20 protein-coding genes are annotated in these 17,759 nt (G+C 67.7%); 15 read left to right on the plus strand and 5 right to left on the minus strand.

The features are described from left to right. The 7 genes from hemL to D3H54_RS03950 all read left to right on the plus strand — a co-directional run bounded on the left by hemL (position 1) and on the right by D3H54_RS03950 (position 7,113). Complete coding sequence (gene hemL / locus D3H54_RS03920) at positions 1 to 1,317, plus strand: glutamate-1-semialdehyde 2,1-aminomutase (RefSeq protein WP_149377950.1); 1,317 nt, start codon at positions 1 to 3, stop codon at positions 1,315 to 1,317. After that, positions 1,314 to 1,922: a histidine phosphatase family protein gene (locus tag D3H54_RS03925; protein WP_149377951.1), complete on the plus strand. Its 609-nt coding sequence runs from the start codon at positions 1,314 to 1,316 to the stop codon at positions 1,920 to 1,922. The genes hemL and D3H54_RS03925 overlap by 4 nt, the downstream gene beginning before the upstream one ends. Further along, on the plus strand, positions 1,919 to 2,515 hold the full coding sequence (locus tag D3H54_RS03930; protein WP_149377952.1) for a TlpA disulfide reductase family protein: 597 nt from the start codon (positions 1,919 to 1,921) through the stop codon (positions 2,513 to 2,515). The genes D3H54_RS03925 and D3H54_RS03930 overlap by 4 nt, the downstream gene beginning before the upstream one ends. Next, positions 2,512 to 3,282, plus strand: a complete 771-nt coding sequence (locus tag D3H54_RS03935; RefSeq protein WP_102805325.1) for a cytochrome c biogenesis CcdA family protein — start codon at positions 2,512 to 2,514, stop codon at positions 3,280 to 3,282. The genes D3H54_RS03930 and D3H54_RS03935 overlap by 4 nt, the downstream gene beginning before the upstream one ends. 47 nt (positions 3,283 to 3,329) lie before the next feature. After that, positions 3,330 to 4,880, plus strand: coding sequence for a cytochrome c biogenesis protein ResB (gene resB, locus D3H54_RS03940; protein WP_149383333.1), 1,551 nt, complete (start codon positions 3,330 to 3,332; stop codon positions 4,878 to 4,880). 2 nt (positions 4,881 to 4,882) lie between these two features. Further along, positions 4,883 to 5,857 carry a c-type cytochrome biogenesis protein CcsB gene (ccsB, locus tag D3H54_RS03945; protein ID WP_149377953.1) on the plus strand — a complete coding sequence of 325 codons (975 nt, stop codon included), beginning with the start codon at positions 4,883 to 4,885 and terminating at the stop codon, positions 5,855 to 5,857. Between the two features lie 77 nt (positions 5,858 to 5,934). Further along, positions 5,935 to 7,113 (plus strand): MinD/ParA family ATP-binding protein, encoded by a 1,179-nt coding sequence (locus tag D3H54_RS03950; protein ID WP_168214773.1) that lies wholly within the window; start codon positions 5,935 to 5,937, stop codon positions 7,111 to 7,113. Between the two features lie 16 nt (positions 7,114 to 7,129). Here D3H54_RS03950 and D3H54_RS03955 read toward each other — a convergent pair whose 3' ends face one another. Further along, the gene (locus tag D3H54_RS03955) at positions 7,130 to 7,291 is read right to left on the minus strand and encodes a hypothetical protein (protein WP_096309908.1); all 162 of its coding nucleotides are present in this window, start codon (positions 7,289 to 7,291) and stop codon (positions 7,130 to 7,132) included. A 47-nt stretch (positions 7,292 to 7,338) separates the two neighbouring features. Between D3H54_RS03955 and D3H54_RS03960 the strand changes: the two genes are divergently transcribed. Next, positions 7,339 to 7,662: a DUF4229 domain-containing protein gene (locus D3H54_RS03960; protein ID WP_149377955.1), complete on the plus strand. Its 324-nt coding sequence runs from the start codon at positions 7,339 to 7,341 to the stop codon at positions 7,660 to 7,662. On the opposite strand, the gene D3H54_RS03965 is transcribed toward D3H54_RS03960, so the two are convergent. Beyond that, positions 7,659 to 8,528: a 1,4-dihydroxy-2-naphthoate polyprenyltransferase gene (locus D3H54_RS03965; RefSeq protein ID WP_149377956.1), complete on the minus strand. Its 870-nt coding sequence runs from the start codon at positions 8,526 to 8,528 to the stop codon at positions 7,659 to 7,661. The genes D3H54_RS03960 and D3H54_RS03965 overlap by 4 nt on opposite strands. Positions 8,529 to 9,121: 593 nt before the next feature. Between D3H54_RS03965 and D3H54_RS31095 the strand changes: the two genes are divergently transcribed. The 7 genes from D3H54_RS31095 (at position 9,122) to D3H54_RS04000 (ending at position 15,256) form a co-directional block, all read left to right on the plus strand. Further along, complete coding sequence (locus tag D3H54_RS31095) at positions 9,122 to 10,300, plus strand: hypothetical protein (RefSeq protein ID WP_168214774.1); 1,179 nt, start codon at positions 9,122 to 9,124, stop codon at positions 10,298 to 10,300. Positions 10,301 to 10,389: 89 nt separating this feature from the next. Continuing rightward, a complete protein-coding gene (locus D3H54_RS03975) occupies positions 10,390 to 10,920 on the plus strand; it encodes a MarR family winged helix-turn-helix transcriptional regulator (protein ID WP_286199101.1) in 531 nt (176 codons plus the stop codon). Positions 10,921 to 10,954: 34 nt separating this feature from the next. Further along, on the plus strand, positions 10,955 to 11,731 hold the full coding sequence (locus D3H54_RS03980; RefSeq protein ID WP_149377958.1) for an S-methyl-5'-thioadenosine phosphorylase: 777 nt from the start codon (positions 10,955 to 10,957) through the stop codon (positions 11,729 to 11,731). Beyond that, on the plus strand, positions 11,728 to 12,759 hold the full coding sequence (locus D3H54_RS03985) for an NAD-dependent epimerase/dehydratase family protein (protein ID WP_149377959.1): 1,032 nt from the start codon (positions 11,728 to 11,730) through the stop codon (positions 12,757 to 12,759). Before D3H54_RS03980 ends, D3H54_RS03985 begins: the two co-directional genes overlap by 4 nt. 174 nt (positions 12,760 to 12,933) lie before the next feature. After that, a complete protein-coding gene (locus tag D3H54_RS03990) occupies positions 12,934 to 13,521 on the plus strand; it encodes a peroxiredoxin (protein ID WP_115319060.1) in 588 nt (195 codons plus the stop codon). A 2-nt stretch (positions 13,522 to 13,523) separates the two neighbouring features. Next, positions 13,524 to 14,057, plus strand: coding sequence for an alkyl hydroperoxide reductase AhpD (ahpD, locus tag D3H54_RS03995; RefSeq protein ID WP_149377960.1), 534 nt, complete (start codon positions 13,524 to 13,526; stop codon positions 14,055 to 14,057). A gap of 71 nt (positions 14,058 to 14,128) precedes the next feature. Beyond that, the gene (locus D3H54_RS04000) at positions 14,129 to 15,256 is read left to right on the plus strand and encodes an NAD(P)H-dependent flavin oxidoreductase (RefSeq protein WP_149377961.1); all 1,128 of its coding nucleotides are present in this window, start codon (positions 14,129 to 14,131) and stop codon (positions 15,254 to 15,256) included. A gap of 1 nt (position 15,257) precedes the next feature. Here D3H54_RS04000 and D3H54_RS04005 read toward each other — a convergent pair whose 3' ends face one another. The 3 genes from D3H54_RS04005 to D3H54_RS04015 form a co-directional block, all read right to left on the minus strand. Further along, positions 15,258 to 15,878, minus strand: coding sequence for a TIGR03085 family metal-binding protein (locus D3H54_RS04005; protein ID WP_149377962.1), 621 nt, complete (start codon positions 15,876 to 15,878; stop codon positions 15,258 to 15,260). Between the two features lie 83 nt (positions 15,879 to 15,961). Further along, positions 15,962 to 16,984, minus strand: coding sequence for a sensor histidine kinase (locus D3H54_RS04010; protein ID WP_149383335.1), 1,023 nt, complete (start codon positions 16,982 to 16,984; stop codon positions 15,962 to 15,964). Beyond that, positions 16,971 to 17,675 (minus strand): response regulator transcription factor, encoded by a 705-nt coding sequence (locus D3H54_RS04015; RefSeq protein WP_149377963.1) that lies wholly within the window; start codon positions 17,673 to 17,675, stop codon positions 16,971 to 16,973. The genes D3H54_RS04010 and D3H54_RS04015 overlap by 14 nt, the downstream gene beginning before the upstream one ends. Between the last annotated feature and the right edge of the window lie 84 nt (positions 17,676 to 17,759).

Genomic DNA, 17,759 nt, shown 5'->3' on the forward strand with positions numbered 1-17,759 from the left:
ATGAGCAGTACGGATCAGGCCGCCTCCACGGCGGCATCAGCCGGGCTGTTCGCCGACGCCTGCGCAGTCATCCCCGGCGGAGTGAACTCGCCGGTCCGGGCCTTCAACTCCGTCGGCGGCACGCCTCGCTACATCACCTCCGCCACGGGCTACTGGCTGACCGACGCCGACAGCAACCGCTACATCGACCTGGTGTGCTCCTGGGGACCGATGATCCTGGGGCATGCGCACCCGGCCGTCGTCGAGGCAGTCCAGCGCGCCGCGGCCAACGGGCTGTCGTTCGGTGCGCCCACCCCCGGTGAGACCGAGCTGGCCGCCGAGATCATCGCCCGGGTGAAACCGGTCGAACGGGTGCGCCTGGTCAACTCCGGCACCGAGGCCACCATGAGCGCGGTGCGCCTGGCCCGCGGCTTCACCGGCCGCTCCAAGGTCATCAAGTTCTCCGGCTGCTACCACGGCCACGTCGACGCGCTGCTCGCCGACGCCGGTTCAGGCGTCGCCACCCTGGGCCTGCCGTCCTCGCCGGGGGTCACCGGCGCCACGGCAGCCGACACGATCGTGTTGCCCTACAACGACGTCGCCGCGGTGGAGGAGTCCTTCGCCACGTTCGGCGACACCATCGCCGCGGTCATCACCGAGGCGTGCCCGGGCAACATGGGGGCGGTGCCGCCGCTGCCCGGCTACAACGCCGCACTGCGGCGCATCACCGCCGAGCACGGCGCGCTGCTGATCGTCGACGAGGTGATGACCGGCTTCCGGATGAGCCGAAGCGGTTGGTACGGAATCGATCCGGTCGACGCCGACCTGTTCACCTTCGGCAAGGTGATGAGCGGCGGCCTGCCGGCCGCGGCATTCGGCGGCCGCAGAGACGTGATGGAACGGCTGGCTCCGCTGGGGCCGGTGTACCAAGCCGGCACCCTGTCCGGGAACCCGGTGGCAGTGGCCGCCGGACTGGCCACGCTGCGCAACGCCGACGACGCGGTCTACGCCGCCCTCGACGCCAACGCCGACCGGCTGGCGAGCCTTCTCTCCGATGCGCTCACCGAAGCCGGTGTGGCTCATCAGGTTCCGCGGGCCGGCAATTTCTTGTCGGTGTTCTTCACCGACTCACCGGTCACCAACTTCGCTGAAGCGAAGGCCAGCGAGACCTGGCGGTTCCCGGCGTTCTTCCATGCCTTGCTCGACGCCGGGGTGTACGCCCCGCCGAGCGCCTTCGAAACCTGGTTCGTCTCAGCCGCACTCGATGACGCCGCCTTCGACCGAATCGCCGGAGCCCTTCCGGCGGCGGCACGCGCGGCCGCAGGAGCCAAGCAATGACCGAACGGACCGTTGTCCACGTGATGCGCCACGGCGAGGTTCACAACCCAGAGGGCATCCTCTATGGGCGTCTTCCCGACTTTCACCTCTCGGACCGTGGACGCGCGCAGGCGGCCGCGGTGGCCAGCTGGCTGGCTGCCCGCGACGTCACCTACGTGGTGGCCTCACCCCTGGAGCGCGCTCAGGAGACGGCCGCGCCGATCGCCGCGCACCACGGCTTGGCGATCGACACCGACGACGAACTCATCGAGTCGCACAACGTGTTTCAGGGCGAGAAAGTCTCCCCGGGTGACGGCGCGCTGCGTGACCCTCGTAACTGGTGGCATCTGCGCAACCCGCGCACCCCGACCTGGGGGGAGCCCTACCGGGAGATCGCCGAGCGGATGCGGCGCGCGGTGGACCGGGCCCGGATCAAGGGCGCCGGGCACGAAGCGGTCTGCGTCAGCCACCAGCTGCCGGTCGAGACGCTGCGCAGGTCCATGACCGGTGCTCAGCTGCACCACTTTCCGACCCGGCGGCTGTGCAACCTGGCATCGTTGACGTCGTTCTATTTCGATGGGGACGAGTACGTCGGCTGGGGATACGCGGAGCTCGCCGGGCAGTGAAGCGGCTGTTGGTCCTCCTGGTGGCGGCGACGGTGTTGGTCGGCTGCTCCACCGGTGACGACGCTGTCGCTCAGGGTGGGACGTTCGAGTTCGTCGCTCCCGGCGGCAAGACCGACATCTTCTACGACCCGCCGAGCAGTCGCGGCACCCCGGGACCGCTGTCCGGTCCCGAGCTGATGGCCCCCTCGAAGACCGTGTCGCTGAAGGACTTCGAGGGAAAAGTCGTCGTGATCAACGTGTGGGGCCAATGGTGCGGGCCGTGCCGGTCCGAGATCACCCAGCTGGAGCAGGTCTACGCCCAGACTCGTGATCAGGGCGTGGCGTTCCTCGGGATCGACGTGCGGGACAACGACATCACCGCGCCTCAGGACTTCGTCGTCGACCGCAAGGTCACGTTCCCGTCGATCTACGACCCGGCGATGCGCACCATGATCGCGTTCGGCGGCAAGTATCCCGCCACCGTGATCCCGTCGACGGTCGTGCTCGACCGGCAACACCGGGTCGCCGCGGTGTTCCTGCGCGAGCTGCTGGCCGAGGACCTGCTGCCGGTGGTGCAGCGGCTGGCGGCCGACCCGAAACCGGCTGCACCATGACCGGTTTCGCCCAGACCGCCGCCGCGGGCCCGTTGCTGCTGGCCCTCGGTGTCTGCGTGCTCGCCGGGCTGGTGTCGTTCGCCTCGCCGTGTGTGGTTCCGCTGGTTCCCGGCTATCTGTCGTACCTCGCGGCGGTCGTCGGCGTGGACGACACGTCCGGTCCGGTGGCTGTGCGGACGCAGCGCCTGCGGGTGGCCGGCTCGGCGCTGCTGTTCGTCGCAGGATTCACCCTGGTCTTCGTGCTCGGCACCGTGGCGGTACTGGGGATGACCACCACGTTGATCACCAATCAACTTGTGCTGCAACGTGTCGGGGGTGTGCTGACCATCGTCATGGGGCTGGCGTTCATCGGCTTCATCCCGGCGCTGCAGCGTCAGGCCCGGTTCACCCCGCGCCGGTTCGCCGGTGTGGCGGGGGCCCCGCTGCTCGGCGCGGTGTTCGGACTGGGCTGGACGCCGTGTCTGGGTCCGACGCTGACCGGGGTGATCACCGTCGCCTCGGCCACCGACGGCGCCAGCGTCGCCCGCGGTGTCGTCCTGGTGATCGCCTACTGCCTGGGCCTGGGCATCCCGTTCGTGGTGCTGGCGCTGGGATCCAGCTGGGCCGCCAACGGATTGGGCTGGCTGCGCCGGCACACCCGGACCATCCAGATCGTCGGCGGTGTGCTGTTGATCGCCGTGGGGCTGGCCCTGGTCACCGGGGCGTGGAACGACTTCATCTCCTGGGTGCGCGACGCCTTCGTGTCCGACGTCAGGCTGCCGATTTGAGATCCGTCGTCACGTTGATCCGCACCCTCTGGCGGGCGCTCACCTCCATGGGTACCGCTCTGGTGCTGCTGTTCCTGCTCGCTCTCGCCGCGGTGCCCGGTGCGCTGCTGCCCCAGCGCAGCCTGAACGACGCCAAGGTCGAGCAGTACATCGCCGAGCACAACATCATCGGGCCATGGCTCAACCGCCTGCAGTTCTTCGAGGTGTTCTCCAGTTTTTGGTTCACCGCGATCTACGCGCTGCTGTTCATCTCGCTGGTGGGCTGCCTGACTCCGCGGATGATCGAACACGCCAAGAGCATGCGTGCCGTGCCGGTTCCGGCCCCGCGCAACCTGTCCCGGCTGCCCAAGTACGCCGCCGCCGAGGTGGTGGGGACGCAGGAGGCCGTCGCGGCGAGGATTTCCGAACGGCTCAAAGGCTGGCGACGGGTCACCCGCCAGGTGGACGGCGTCACGGAGATTTCCGCCGAGAAGGGTTACCTGCGCGAGTTCGGCAACATCGTCTTCCACTTCTCCTTGCTCGGCCTGCTGGTGGCGATCGCCGTCGGCAAGCTGTTCGGCTACGAGGGCAACGTCATCGTCATCGCCAACGGCGGCCCCGGTTTCTGCTCGGCCTCGCCGGCGGCATTCGACTCGTTCCGCGCCGGTAACAGCGTCGACGGCACCTCCCTGTACCCGATGTGCGTGCGAGTCAACGACTTCCAAGCCCACTACCTGCCCAACGGGCAGGCTCTGTCGTTCGCGTCGAACATCGACTACCAGGCCGGCGACGATCTGGCCGCCGGCACCTGGCAGCCCTACCGTCTCGAGGTCAACCATCCGCTGCGCATCGGCGGCGACCGGGTGTACCTGCAGGGTCACGGCTACGCGCCGACGTTCACCGTCACCTTCCCGAACGGGCAGAAGCGGACCCAGACCCTGCAATGGCGCCCGGACGATCAGCACACCCTGCTGTCCTCGGGCGTGATCCGCGTCGACCCGCCCGGCGGCATGTACCCCGACCCCTCGGAGCGGCGGAAGCACCAGCTGGCGATCATGGGCCTGTTCGCGCCCACCGCCGAACTGGACGGCACCCTGCTGTCGTCGAAGTATCCGGCGGCCAACGACCCGGCGGTGGCCATCGACATCTACCGCGGCGACACCGGGCTGGACACCGGCCGACCCCAGTCGTTGTTCACGCTCGACCCGCGGCTCATCGAGCAGAAGCGGCTGACCATGGTCAAGCGCACCAACCTGCGCCTTGGCGAGGACGTGCGCCTCGACGACGGCACCGTGGTGCGGTTCGACGGCGCCACCCCGTTCGTCAACCTGCAGGTTTCGCACGATCCCGGACAGGTGTGGGTGCTGGTGTTCGCGATGTCCATGATGGGCGGCCTGCTGGTGTCGCTGATCGTGCGCCGGCGGCGCGTGTGGGCGAGGATTTCTGGTGGCGGCGGGCAGGAGCGCAGCCCGGGGATGGATTTGGGTTCGAGCGGTACGGTGAACGTCGAGCTGGGCGGTCTGGCCCGCACCGACAACTCCGGCTGGGGCAACGAGTTCGAGAAGCTCACCGAACGGATGTTGGCGGACCTGCCGGAGCCGTCGAAAGAGAAGGTCTGAGCATGAATACCGAGCACATCGACATCGGGCTGGCCCGCTACTCCGATTGGGCCTTCACGTCGTCGGTCGTCGTCCTGGTCTTGGCGCTGCTGCTGCTGGCCGTCGAACTCGCCTACAGCCGCGGACGCAAGGTCGAGGCCCGCGAGATGGTGTCGGCCGGGGTCGCCGCGGACAGTGACCGCCCCGGCGTCGTCGTCGACAAGCCACGGCGCTCCGCCGATGAACGCATCGGCACAGCCGGCCTGTCGCTGGTGTACCTCGGCATCGCCTTGCTGTTCGCCTGCATCGTGCTGCGCGGTCTGGCCACCGCCCGCGTGCCGTGGGGCAACATGTACGAGTTCATCAACTTGACGAGCTTCTGCGGTCTGATCGCGGCGTCGATCGTGCTGCGCAAACCGCAGTACCGCGCGCTGTGGGTTTTCGTACTCGTTCCTGTGCTCATCCTTCTGACCGTCTCGGGCCGCTGGCTCTACACCAACGCCGCGCCCGTGATGCCTGCGCTGCAGTCCTACTGGCTGCCGATCCACGTCTCCGTTGTCAGCCTCGGCTCGGGTGTGTTCCTGGTCGCCGGTGTGGCCAGCATCCTGTTCCTGCTGAAGATGTCATCACTGGCCGATCCGGGCCGAGAGGGACGGCTGGCCCAGATCGTCCAACGGCTGCCCGACGCCCAGACCCTCGACCGAATCGCTTACCGCACCACGATTTTCGCGTTCCCGATCTTCGGCTTCGGCGTCATTTTCGGTGCCATCTGGGCCGAGGAGGCGTGGGGCCGGTACTGGGGCTGGGACCCCAAGGAGACGGTGTCGTTCATCGCCTGGGTGGTCTACGCCGCATACCTGCACGCCCGCTCGACGGCGGGATGGCGCGACAAGAAAGCCGCGTGGATCAACGTCATTGGCTTCGTCGCGATGGTCTTCAATCTGTTCTTCATCAACCTGGTGACGGTCGGCCTGCACTCCTACGCCGGAGTTAGCTGACTCCAGCCGTGCGCTAGGGTTCAAAGGACCCACGAACAACCACTCGACCCGAAACGATATGTCAGGGGGAAGTGCACGTGTCCACTCCTCATGGGTCCCACCAGGGCCATGAATTAACTGATGCGACAACGGTATTCCGCGCCGAACAGCGGTTCACCGATCCGGCGACCACCGCAACCGAATCCGAACCGGACTGGCTGGCGCCGACGCCGCCGATCGGCATCCCGATGGAATCGCTGACCGCGGCCGCGCCGGTGTTCAACCAGTACGTCGCCGAGCATCCGGTGCCGTCGTACCGCCCGATGGTGCCGCCGACGCCCTATCCGGACCTGTCGACGAGCGCGCTGCTACGCCAGGTGAAGCCGCCGCCGTCCGGTGGCTGGCGCCGTTGGCTGTACCTGGCGTCGGGGAAGTTGATCAACGTCGGTGAGGGCCAGCGCGCCGCGCACCACACCAACCTCGTCGCACAGGTGAACCGTCCGCTGCAGGGCTGCTACAAGATCGCGCTGCTCTCGCTCAAGGGCGGGGTCGGCAAGACGACGATCACCGCCACCCTGGGCGGGACGTTCGCCACCATTCGCGGCGACCGGGTGATCGCGGTCGACGCCAATCCCGACCGCGGGACGCTGAGCCAGAAGGTGCCGCTGGAAACCCCGGCCACCGTGCGTCATCTGCTGCGCGACGCCGAGAAGATCGAGCGCTACAGCGACGTCCGCGGCTACACCTCGCAGGGCCCGAGCCGGCTGGAAGTCCTGGCGTCGGAAAGCGACCCCGCGGTGTCCGAAGCGTTCAGCGCGACGGATTACGACAAGGCGCTGGCGGTGCTCGAGCGGTTCTACAGCCTGGTGCTCACCGACTGCGGCACCGGGCTGCTGCACTCGGCGATGACGTCGGTGCTGTCGCAGGCCGACGCACTGGTCGTGGTCAGTTCGGGTTCGGTGGACGGGGCGCGCAGCGCCTCGGCGACGCTGGACTGGCTGGACGCCCACGGCCATCAGGACCTGGTGCGCCGGTCGGTGTGCGTCATCAACGCCGTCCGGCCGCGGTCGGGCAAGGTCGACATGCAGAAGGTGGTGGACCACTTTTCGCGGCGGTGCCGCGCCGTATGCGTGGTGCCGTTCGACCCGCATCTGGAAGAGGGCGCCGAAATCGATCTCGAGCGGCTGAAGCCGAAGACCCGTGAGGCCCTGGTTCAGCTCGCTGCCGTGGTGGCCGACGGCTTTCCCGCCGTCGACGTGAACGAACGGTTCGGCTAGCGATGGCTAGCGCGGGTTAGCGGGGATTGTTGTCGCCGTGGCTGAGTCGCCACAGGAAGTCGGGATCGTCGTCGGGGCCGACAACCCTGGTCTTCGGCCGGTGCGCCTGGGCGCGAACCGCGCGCCAGCCGACATAGACCGCGGCGGCGATGATCAGAACCAACAGCAGGTACAGCACGAAAACCTCCTTTGTCCGAATATACGCGCGTCGGTAGGCTCGGCGCGGTGTCGGACAATTCGGACAACAAGACCTCGGGCGCGGGCGGTCGTTTGGTGCTCGACGTCCTCGCGTACACCCTTGCGCGGATCGCGCTGGTGGTCGTTCTGACGGCTGCGATCTACTACCTCGGCAAGCTGATCGGGATCACCGAGTTCCCGCTCATCGTGGCGTTGTTGTTCGGGATCGTGCTTGCGCTGCCGTTGGGGATCTGGCTGTTGGCGCCGTTGCGCAAGCGCGCCACCGCGAGCATCGCCGCGGTCGACGAGCGTCGTCGCCGTGACCGCGAGCAACTGCAGGCCCGGCTGCGCGGCAAAAAGTCGACCGACTAGCCGAACGCCAGCGCCAGCGCCACCGCGATCGACCAGACCAGCATTGTCAGGCCGGTATCGCGCAGCACCGGGATGAGCTCGCGACCGCCGAGGCCGCGGCGTACCGGCCCGGCCGCACGCAGGGCCAGCGGTGCGGCGATCAGACCGACCGCACACCACGGCGTGGCGAGCATCAGCACCAGGGTCAGCACGCCGGCCACAGCCAGCATGGACTGGTAAAGGATCCGGGTTCGGCCATCGCCGAGTCGGACCGCCAAGGTGACCTTGCCGGCCACGCGGTCGGTCGGGATGTCGCGCAGGTTGTTGGCCACCAGCACGGCCGACGACAGCGCGCCGGTCGCGACGGCCAGCGCCAGGCCGACCCAGTCGACCCGCAGCGCCTGGGTGTACTGCGTGCCCAGCACGGCGACGAGGCCGAAGAACACAAACACGGCGATCTCGCCGAATCCGGCATAGCCGTAGGGCCGGGAGCCGCCGGTGTACAGCCACGCTCCCGCGATGCAGACGACGCCCACCGCGATCAGCCAGGGCGCACTGACGACGGCCAGAGCCAGCCCGGCGACCGCACCGACACCGAGGCTGACGACGGCGGCGCTCAGCACCGCGCGCGGCGACGCCAGCTTCGAGCCGACCAACCGCAGCGGTCCGGCCCGTTCGTCGTCGGTGCCGCGGATGCCGTCGGAGTAGTCGTTGGCGAAGTTGACCCCGACGATCAGCGCGAGCGAAACGGCAAGTGCCAGTAGCGCCTTCCACCACACGAAGGCGTCCAGCCAGGCCGCTGCGCCGGTACCCGCGACCACTGGCGCCACCGCGTTGGGCAGAGTTCTGGGTCTGGCCCCTTCGACCCACTGCGCGATGCTCGCCATGCCCGCAATCGTCGCACGCAGGTCAGCCCGGTTGCTCAGGTGTCGTGCGGGTACGGGGTGTCGATATTTGCTGGTCGACTAAGCGCTCCGCTGAGCAGCGATAGCTACCCGCCGATGTCGGTACCGCTTCGCTGGGGCGCGACGTTTCGGGCGTATGCCGACGATAAGCACATCAAACTAAAGTGCGGGGATTTGCCGGCGGGTCCGTCTCAGAGATAGCTGACGCCCGTGAGATGGTCCGTCCCGCTGCGGTCGTCCGAGTTCGGCCAACCTAGCACTTCGGCAAACCGGTGCTGCCGAAGAACAGACCCGTAGGGTTCTGGAATGCCGAGAAAGGCTGATCGCCTGCTCAGTCGGAGGGTGGCGGGGGCAGCACGCGGGAGTGGTTGCGCGCTTAAATAATTCACGCGTCAAGAAGGTTTGCTGACGGACCAGCGCATCGCGTTCACCTGCGACTCTCGCAGGGGCTGTGATTGCGAGCCGGACCGCCGAACTGACTGACCGGTAAGTTCTGCGCCAAATACCGCCAACTCCCGATTTCGGCTCCGGTAACTTTTGCCGCGTTCATTCCAGACCCCTCGACAGGAGTAATAATGCGCATTGCTGTGCGGTCGTCCATCGCATCCGGGGTGGCGCTGGTGGGAGCCGGTGCTGTCGCATTCGCACCGATGCAACCGGTCGCGTCACCGCTGTCGAACGTCCACATTCCGGCGGCGTTCTCCAGCGTGGAACTCACCGCGTCGTTCGATCCCGTCACCCCATGGGTTGACCTCGTCACTGCCGCAGTGAGCAATGTGTCGACGATCGGACAGGACTGGCTGGCTGACCCCGCGCCCGCGTTGCGCCAGCTCGGCACGAACTTGTTCGGCTACGGGCAGACCACCGCCACCGCACTCGGGGGCGTCGCCTCGGCGACCTATGACTACTTGACGACGACGGTGCCAGAAGCGCTCACCACCGCGTTCCAGCAGATCGCCGACGGCAACCTGTCCGGGGCGGCAGGCACGATCAACAACGCCCTGGGAACCGCCATCCTGACGATCGGGCTTCCGCTGTTCCCGGTCCTGGATATCCCCGGCAAGATGGCGGACAACTTCGCCGCTGTGGTCAAGACGGTCACCGGGCTCGCGACGGTATTGCCGGCTCTCATCGGCGTTCTCGGCCCCATCGAGGGCTCGATCCAGTCCCTCGGCGACAGCGGGCAAGCGGTGCTCGACGCCCTGGCCGCGGGGCAGACCGTCACGGCGCTGAACGCCGCCATCAACACGCTCCCGACATTCATCGGCGCTGTGATCAACGGCTACGAGTCGACGGACGGCAGCCAGTACCCGGGGCTGTTGTCGCCGCCCGATGAGAACGGCAACAACGCGGGCATCGCGTACACGCTGCTGGTCTCGATCCCGAAGGCGATCGCCACGGCGCTGGGAGCTCCGGCGGCCCCGGCGGGTGCGGCGCTCAAGCCGGCCGCGGCGAGTTCCAAGGCTGTCGCGGCGGAGCAGCCCGCAGCGGTCGAGGCCGCCTCCGGCGAGTCGTCGCAGTCCTCCGAGGCCGCCGACGCCTCGGCGACTGACACGGCGTCGGACAGCGCTGCCTCGGCGACCGTGAAGGACGGGAACAAGGTGACCCCCGGAAAGTCCGGTGTCACGAGTGCGCGGGGTGCGAAGGGCTCGTCGAAGCCGGCCGGATCGGAGACCGCAGGCGGCAAGGGCTCGACCGGGGGAGGCTCCAGCAAGGGTCACTCTGCCCGGCATGGCGCCGGCGGAGCCGACTAGTCCGACTTCAGCAGTACTGACGAGGTAGATGGCAGCCCCCGCGGCGACGCGGGGGACTCGCCATGTCGTTCCAGGCACGCGGAGGATCTGTGTCGACACGTCGACCGGGCGACGTAGGCCGTCAATTGGTTCAACAACGCCGCCACAGGCTGGGCCTCGACGATGTCGAGGCCCATGCGTGGGTGCAGTTCGAGTCGGTCGCGATCGCATTGCACGGACTGGTCAATCGAGCCCTGCTGCACCACCACCATTTGAGTCTCGCCGACGTCCAATTGCTGAGTCATCTGAAGAGTCATGGCCCGAGTCCGATGGGTGCTCTTGCCGAGATGCTGATGGTCACGCCGAGTGCGCTCACCCAACAGATCCAGCGCCTCGAGCGGCGCCGGCTGGTCGACCGGGAGGCGAGCAGCGATGACGGCCGGCGGGTGCTCGCGACGATCACCCGCGACGGGCTCCGGCTGACCGCCGCGTCGTTGGAGACCTACGCCCGTGTGGTGCGTGCGCACTTCCTCGACGAGCTGAGCAGGAATCAGATGATCGCGCTCGGCGACGGTTGCCGGCGGATCAGCGCCCGGTTGAAGGCAGCCGATTCCACCGGGGAGCCGTCCGACAGCCAGTGATCGGCGGGATCGGAACTGCCTGCACAATGGTCGAATGCTCGGAGTAATCGGCGGCAGCGGTTTCTACACCTTCTTCGGGGCCGACGCGCGCAGCGTCAACCTGGATACGCCCTACGGTGAACCGAGTGCGCCGATCACGGTCGGCCGGGTCGGCCAGCACGAGGTGGCCTTCCTGCCCCGGCACGGCCTGAGTCATGAGTTCTCGCCGCACAAGGTGCCGTACCGGGCCAACATGTGGGCGTTGCGTGCGCTCGGTGTGCGGCGGGTGTTCGGGCCGTGCGCGGTCGGCAGCCTCACTCCCGAGCTTGGGCCCGGCGCCATCGTCGTTCCCGATCAGTTGGTCGACCGGACCCGGGGCCGGCTGGACACATACTTCGACTCCGGCGGCATCCATGTCGGCTTCGCCGATCCCTACTGCCCGACGTTGCGCTCGGCGGTGACGGGGCTGCCCGGTGTGGTCGACGGCGGCACCATGGTCGTGGTGCAGGGGCCGCGGTTCTCCACCCGCGCCGAGAGCCAGTGGTTCGCGCGCGAAGGGTTCAGCCTGATCAACATGACCGGATACCCCGAGGCGGTGCTCGCCCGCGAGTTGGAAATGTGTTACGCGGCAATTGCTTTGGTGACCGACCTGGATGCCGGCGTGGATGTCGGGGCGGGTGTTCGCGCGGTCGACGTCTTCGCGGAGTTCGAGAAGAACATGGGGCCGTTCAAGCAGTTGGTGCTGGAAGCCATCGACCAGGTGGCCTCTGACCGCGTGTGCGAGCACTGCCTTGCGCACGAAGGTGTCGAGTTGCCGTTCGACCTGCCATGAGGATCCTGCTGACCGGCGCGGCCGGGTTCATCGGTAACCGGGTCCGCGCGGCGCTGCTCGCCGACGGGCACGAGGTGGTGGCGGTCGACGTCATGCTCGACGCCGCTCACGGTCCCGGTGCCGAACTGCCCGATGACACGCACCGGGTCGATGTGCGCGACGCTGATGCCTTGGCTCCCTTGCTATCCGGGGTCGACGCGGTGTGCCATCAGGCCGCTGTGGTGGGGGCGGGTGTCAACGCCGCCGACGCGCCGTCCTATGGGAGCCACAACGACTACGGGACCGCGGTTCTGCTGGCGCAGATGTTCGCCGCCGGCGTACAGCGGTTGGTCTTGGCATCGTCGATGGTGGTGTACGGCCAGGGTGGATACCGCTGCCCGGAGCACGGTGCCGTCGAGCCGCTGCCGCGGACCCGGGCCGATCTCGATGGCGGCGTGTTCGAACATCGCTGCCCCGTCGGTGGTGAGGAACTGCAGTGGCAGCTGGTGGGTGAGGACGCGCCACTGCGCCCCCGCAGCCTGTACGCCGCCAGCAAGGCGGCCCAGGAGCATTACGCGCTGGCGTGGGCCGAATCCACCGGCGGGTCGGTGGTCGCGCTGCGCTATCACAATGTGTACGGCCCGGGCATGCCGCGTGACACCCCCTATTCGGGAGTGGCGGCGATCTTCCGGTCGTCGCTCGAGAAGGGCGAGCCGCCAAGGGTTTTCGAAGACGGCGGCCAGATGCGAGATTTCGTGCACGTCGACGACGTCGCGGCGGCCAATGTGGCGGCCGTGCGCTCGGAGGCGGGTGGTTTTCTGGCGGCCAACGTGTGCTCGGGGCGGCCGGTCTCGATCATGACGGTCGCCACCCGGATCTGCGAGGCGCGGGGTGGGCCGGCGCCGGTGGTCACCGGTCAGTATCGCAGCGGCGACGTCCGACACATCGTCGCCGACCCGGCCTTGGCGGCCGAGTCGCTGGGTTTCCGGGCACAGGTCGACCCGGACCGGGGGCTGCGGGACTTCGCCTTCGCGCCGTTGCGGGCGTGACCCGCGCCACAGCTCTAAATCCCTTCGCTCCGTGGCTATTTCATGGACGATGACCGCGGTCCCCGGAAGTGGTGACAATCGTCACCTTCGGCGCGGGGAGCGCTGACTGGACCGCGCGAAAGTGGCAGAATCTGGATCGGTTCCAATTTAGCTATTCAAGGAGTGGTGACGATCATGGCTCTGTTGACGATCGGGGATCAGTTCCCGGCTTACGATCTCAAAGCGGTTGTCGGGGGTGACCTGTCGAAGGTCAACGCCCAGCAGCCCGACGATTACTTCATTCAGGTGACCAGCTCGGACAGCCCGGGCAAGTGGCGCATCATCTTCTTCTGGCCCAAGGACTTCACGTTCGTGTGCCCCACCGAGATTGCCGCGTTCGGCAAGCTCAACGACGAGTTCGAGGACCGCGATGCCCAGGTGCTCGGGGTGTCGGTGGACAACGAGTTCGTCCACTTCCAGTGGCGCGCGCAGCATGAGGATCTCAAGAAGCTGCCGTTCCCGATGGTGTCCGACCTCAAGCGCGAACTCGCCCTGGCCACTGGCGTGCTCAACGCCGACGGCGTGGCCGATCGTGCCACGTTCATCGTCGACCCCAACAACGAGATCCAGTTCGTCTCGGTGACCGCCGGATCGGTCGGCCGCAACGTCGACGAGGTGCTGCGGGTGCTCGACGCGCTGCAGTCCGACGAGCTGTGCGCCTGCAACTGGAAGAAGGGCGACCCGACCATCGACGCCGGCGAGCTGCTGGCCGAGGCGGTCTGAGCATGAGCATCGACGCCGTCAAAGAGGCATTGCCCGAGTACGCCAAGGATCTCAAGCTGAACCTGGGCAGCATCGTCCGCTCGACCGAGCTGACCGAACAGCAGCTGTGGGGCGCGCTGGTGGCGACCGCCGCGGCGACCAAGTCCGAGCGGCTGCTGCGCGAGGTGACCGAGGACGCCCTGGATGTGCTGTCCGAGGAGGCGTATCACGCCGCGTTGGGCGCCGCCGCGATCATGGGGATGAACAACGTCTTCTACCGCACCAAGCATCAGCTCGACGGTCGCTACGACGATCTGCGGGCCGGGCTGCGGATGAACATCATCGCCAACCCCGGCGTGGCGAAGGTCGACTTCGAGCTGTGGTCGCTGGCCGTGTCCGCGATCAACGGATGCGATCAGTGCCTGGCCGCCCACGAGAAGGAGCTCCGCGACGCGGAGGTGTCGCGGACCTCGATCTTCGAGGCCATCAGGGTCGCGTCGATCGTGTCCGGTGTCGCTCAGGCCCTGCTCACGGCGCAGGCGCTCGCCACCGCCTGATCACATAGCGGCTCGACTCCCTTCCCAACCCGGTGGTTGGTCGGGAAGGGGGTCGAGCGCATACTGGGCCGGTGAAGACTGAGATCTGCGACCAGTTCGGCATCGACTTCCCCCTGTTCGCCTTCAGCCATTGCCGCGACGTCGTGGCCGCGGTGACCAATGCGGGCGGCTTCGGCGTGCTCGGTGGCACTGCCTACACCCCCGATCAGCTCGATCAGGAGCTCACCTGGATCGACGAGCAGGTGAAGGGCAAGCCGTACGGCGTGGACATCATCGTGCCCGCCAAATTCGAGGGCAAGGGTGAGAACCTGTCGTTCGGTCAGCTCGCCGACCGCATCCCCACGGATTTCCGCGAGTTCATCAACGAACTCCTCGCCGCCCACGACATCGACGTCAGCGATCAGCCGCGGATGGCGGCGTCGTCGCTGAGCGGGGACACCGGCGCCAGCCTGCTCGACGTCTCGCTGAGCCATCCGATCAAGTTGATGGCCAACGCACTCGGCGTCCCGCCGGATTACATGATCGAGGCAGGCAAGCGGACCGGCATCCCCGTCGCGGCGCTCGTCGGCGCCAAGGAGCACGCGATCAAACAGGTCAACGCCGGCGTCGACCTCATCGTCGCGCAGGGCACCGAGGCCGGCGGTCACTGCGGTGAGGTGACCACGCTGGTACTCATCCCCGAGGTCATCGAGGCGATCGAGGCGATCGGCAAGCCGGTGCCCGTGCTCGCAGCGGGCGGGATCGTGACCGGCCGGCAGATGGCCGCGTCCGTCGCACTCGGTGCCGCCGGTGCCTGGACGGGTTCGGTGTGGCTGACCACCGAGGAGGCCGAAACGGCCCCGTACACGGTGCAGAAGTTCCTGGCCGCGACGTCGCGGGACACGGTCCGGTCGGCCGGCCGCACGGGAAAGCCGTCGCGCCAACTGGTTTCGGATTGGACCGACGCATGGGCGCCGCATGAGGGCGGTCGCCAACCGCTGCCGCTGCCGCTGCAGAACATGATCGCCGAGCCGGTGTTGCGCCGGATCGACAAGCTCGCCGAGGGCGGCCATCCAGGTGCTCAGGCGTTGGCGACCTATTTCGTCGGCCAGGGCGTCGGACTGATGAACAAGGTCAAGCCCGCCCGCGAGGTGGTTCTGGAGTTCATCGAGGACTACCTGGCCGCCGCCGAGCGGCTCAGCAGGTCACTCAACGACTGATCTAGAGCCCCTTCGGCGCGGCCTTCACCGCTTGCACGTTGTCGGGGTCGCCGTCGAAGGCGACGTGGGCCGGCCGTCCGGTCGAGAACAGCAGCAGCTCCTCGGGAGCGCCGGTCACCGTCACGGCCGGGCCGTGGCCCGCGGTCAGCACGGTTTTGCCGTCGGGGGTGCGCAGCTGCACGCGGGCCGGCATCTTGGCCAGCGTCAGCCGGGCCATCATTCCCAAGGTGCGCCGCAGCTTTCCGGCCAGTTCCGCGTCGAGCACCCGCGGCTCCCAGTCCGGCTGGGCGCGGCGGATGTCCTCGTGGTGGATGAACATCTCGGCGACATTGGCCACCGAATCGACCAGCTTGAGCGGTGAGTACAGCGGCGGTCCTGCGGCCACCTTGTCCACCAGGTCGTCCCATTGCGTCTGGCCGGCCACCGCGTCCTGCACCTTGGCGGTATGCCCGGCGAACAGCGGAATGAGAATTCCGGGCGCCGCATCGACGCGATACTCGCGAACCATCAAGTGCGCGGCGAGGTCTCGAGCCGTCCAGCCTTCACACAAGGTCGGCGCGTCTGGTCCGACGTCACGCAGGGCGGCGACGAGGGCGGCACGTTCACGCTGGGCTACGGACATCTTGATCAGGCTACGCCCAGACCGACGTTTCGCAGAAAAAGATCGAGTGGATCGCTGTGCAACGTCGATCTCGGCGAACGGCGTCACTCCGACTTCGGTAGCCGGACCTCGAACCGGGCCCCGTTCGCGGTGTTGTGCGCCGACAGCGTGCCGTGGTGTGCATGCACCAACCCGGCCGCGATCGCCAAACCTAGGCCGGAGCCGCTGGGCAGCGATGAATCCTCACGCGGCACACGACCATTCGACCCGCGATAGGCGACGTCGAACACCCGCGGCAGGTCCGTCTCGTCGATGCCGACGCCGGTGTCGTCCACCCGGGCCCACGCTCCGCCCGCGTCGCTGCCGAGCGCCAATGTCACCGCCCCACCGGACGGGGTGTGGGCAATCGCATTCGCCACCAGATTGGACAGCACCCGCACCAGCGCCCGATCACTGCCGATCACCCGGACCGGGTCGGCCGGTACCGACGCGGTCAGGTGCACCCCGGCCCGCTCCGCGGCGATCTTGTGGGCCGCGATCACGTCGTCGACGACCTCGTCGAGGGCCACCTTTTCGTATGGCGCGTGGACCGCTCCGGCGTTGATCTTCGACATCTCGAACAGATCGTCGACCATCTCGGAGAGCCGAACCGATTCGTGTTCAATGTGTTTGGCCTGCACCCGCACCTCGTCGTCGCTGACCACCCCGTCGGCGATCGCTTCGGCCAGTGCGCGGATACCGGCCAGCGGCGTGCGCAGGTCATGGCTGACGAACGCCACCAACCGGCGTCTGGACTGTTCGGCCATCCGTTCGGCGTCGTGAATCTCCCTCTCCCACACCGTCCGGCGGGCCTGATAGCGGGCCAGCATCACCGCCGCGGGAAGTGTCACGATCGCCACGATCAGCAGCACGACGGCGATCGGCGCGAACGTGCTGGTGATCATGAAGCGGCTGGCGCCCAGCACGCCGGTCAGGGTCGCCAGCGTCGGGATCAACACCAGGGCCGCCATCGTGACCGTCATCGACCAGGACCGGGCCAGCCGGATCACCAACGCGCCCAACAGGACTACGGGCAGCGAGCAGGCCAGCGCAAGTACCGCGATCTGGGCCAGATCATGCGGTGGCACGGTCACCGCCGCCGGCTTCACCGCGCCACAGGTACCCACGGCCCCAGACCGTTTGTACGCGGTGATGATCGCCGAGCTTGGACCGCAAGCGCTTGACGTGCACGGTGACCGTCGACAGGTCACCGAAGTCCCAATGCCACACCTGTTGCAGCAACTCCTCGCGGGAGAAGACGGTGTCGGTGTGCGTCAGGAAGAACAGCAGCAGATCGAATTCGCGGTTGGTCAACCCCACCGGCTTGCCGTCGATCTGCACGGCACGCGCCGCGGTCGACACCGTCAGGTCACCGACGGTCATCTCCAGCGGGAGCGCAGATGCGGGGGCCGGCGCGCGCCGCAGCACCGAACGCACCCGCAGTGCCAGCTCGCGCGGGCTGAACGGCTTGGTCAGGTAGTCGTCGGCGCCGGCTTCCAGCCCCGCGATGCGGTCTTCCTCCTCGCCGAGCGCGGTCAGCAGGATCACCGGAATACTGAAGTCGCCCTGCTGCCGCAGGGTCCTACACAGCGACAGACCGTTGGGTCCGGGCATCATCACGTCCAGCACCGCCACGTCGATCCGCTGGGTTCCCAGCACCCGCAGCGCCTCGCTTCCGTCGCCTGCCACCGCCACTTCGAGGCCGTCGCGTTCGAGGTATCGGCGCACCACGTCACGGACGACGGTGTCGTCGTCGGCGATGAGCACACGTGCGGGCATAGGAAAAGGTTAGCCAACAGCAGCCTTCACCTGCAGCAACGTCACGATTTTGTCATTCCCTCACGCGCAGATTCGGCAATGCTC

Source organism: Mycobacterium sp. ELW1 (assembly GCF_008329905.1).
GTDB lineage: Bacteria > Actinomycetota > Actinomycetes > Mycobacteriales > Mycobacteriaceae > Mycobacterium.

Bases quoted from the DNA above. Each gene is read 5' to 3' on its own strand.
- D3H54_RS31095 (WP_168214774.1), top strand. From the start codon at position 9,122: ATGCGCATTGCTGTGCGGTCGTCCATCGCATCCGGGGTGGCGCTGGTG.
- ahpD (WP_149377960.1), top strand. From the start codon at position 13,524: ATGAGCATCGACGCCGTCAAAGAGGCATTGCCCGAGTACGCCAAGGAT.
- D3H54_RS03985 (WP_149377959.1), top strand. From the start codon at position 11,728: ATGAGGATCCTGCTGACCGGCGCGGCCGGGTTCATCGGTAACCGGGTC.
- D3H54_RS03965 (WP_149377956.1), bottom strand. From the start codon at position 8,528: ATGGCGAGCATCGCGCAGTGGGTCGAAGGGGCCAGACCCAGAACTCTG.
- D3H54_RS03935 (WP_102805325.1), top strand. From the start codon at position 2,512: ATGACCGGTTTCGCCCAGACCGCCGCCGCGGGCCCGTTGCTGCTGGCC.
- ccsB (WP_149377953.1), top strand. From the start codon at position 4,883: ATGAATACCGAGCACATCGACATCGGGCTGGCCCGCTACTCCGATTGG.
- hemL (WP_149377950.1), top strand. From the start codon at position 1: ATGAGCAGTACGGATCAGGCCGCCTCCACGGCGGCATCAGCCGGGCTG.
- resB (WP_149383333.1), top strand. From the start codon at position 3,330: ATGGGTACCGCTCTGGTGCTGCTGTTCCTGCTCGCTCTCGCCGCGGTG.
- D3H54_RS04005 (WP_149377962.1), bottom strand. From the start codon at position 15,878: ATGTCCGTAGCCCAGCGTGAACGTGCCGCCCTCGTCGCCGCCCTGCGT.
- D3H54_RS03925 (WP_149377951.1), top strand. From the start codon at position 1,314: ATGACCGAACGGACCGTTGTCCACGTGATGCGCCACGGCGAGGTTCAC.
- D3H54_RS03990 (WP_115319060.1), top strand. From the start codon at position 12,934: ATGGCTCTGTTGACGATCGGGGATCAGTTCCCGGCTTACGATCTCAAA.
- D3H54_RS04015 (WP_149377963.1), bottom strand. From the start codon at position 17,675: ATGCCCGCACGTGTGCTCATCGCCGACGACGACACCGTCGTCCGTGAC.
- D3H54_RS03980 (WP_149377958.1), top strand. From the start codon at position 10,955: ATGCTCGGAGTAATCGGCGGCAGCGGTTTCTACACCTTCTTCGGGGCC.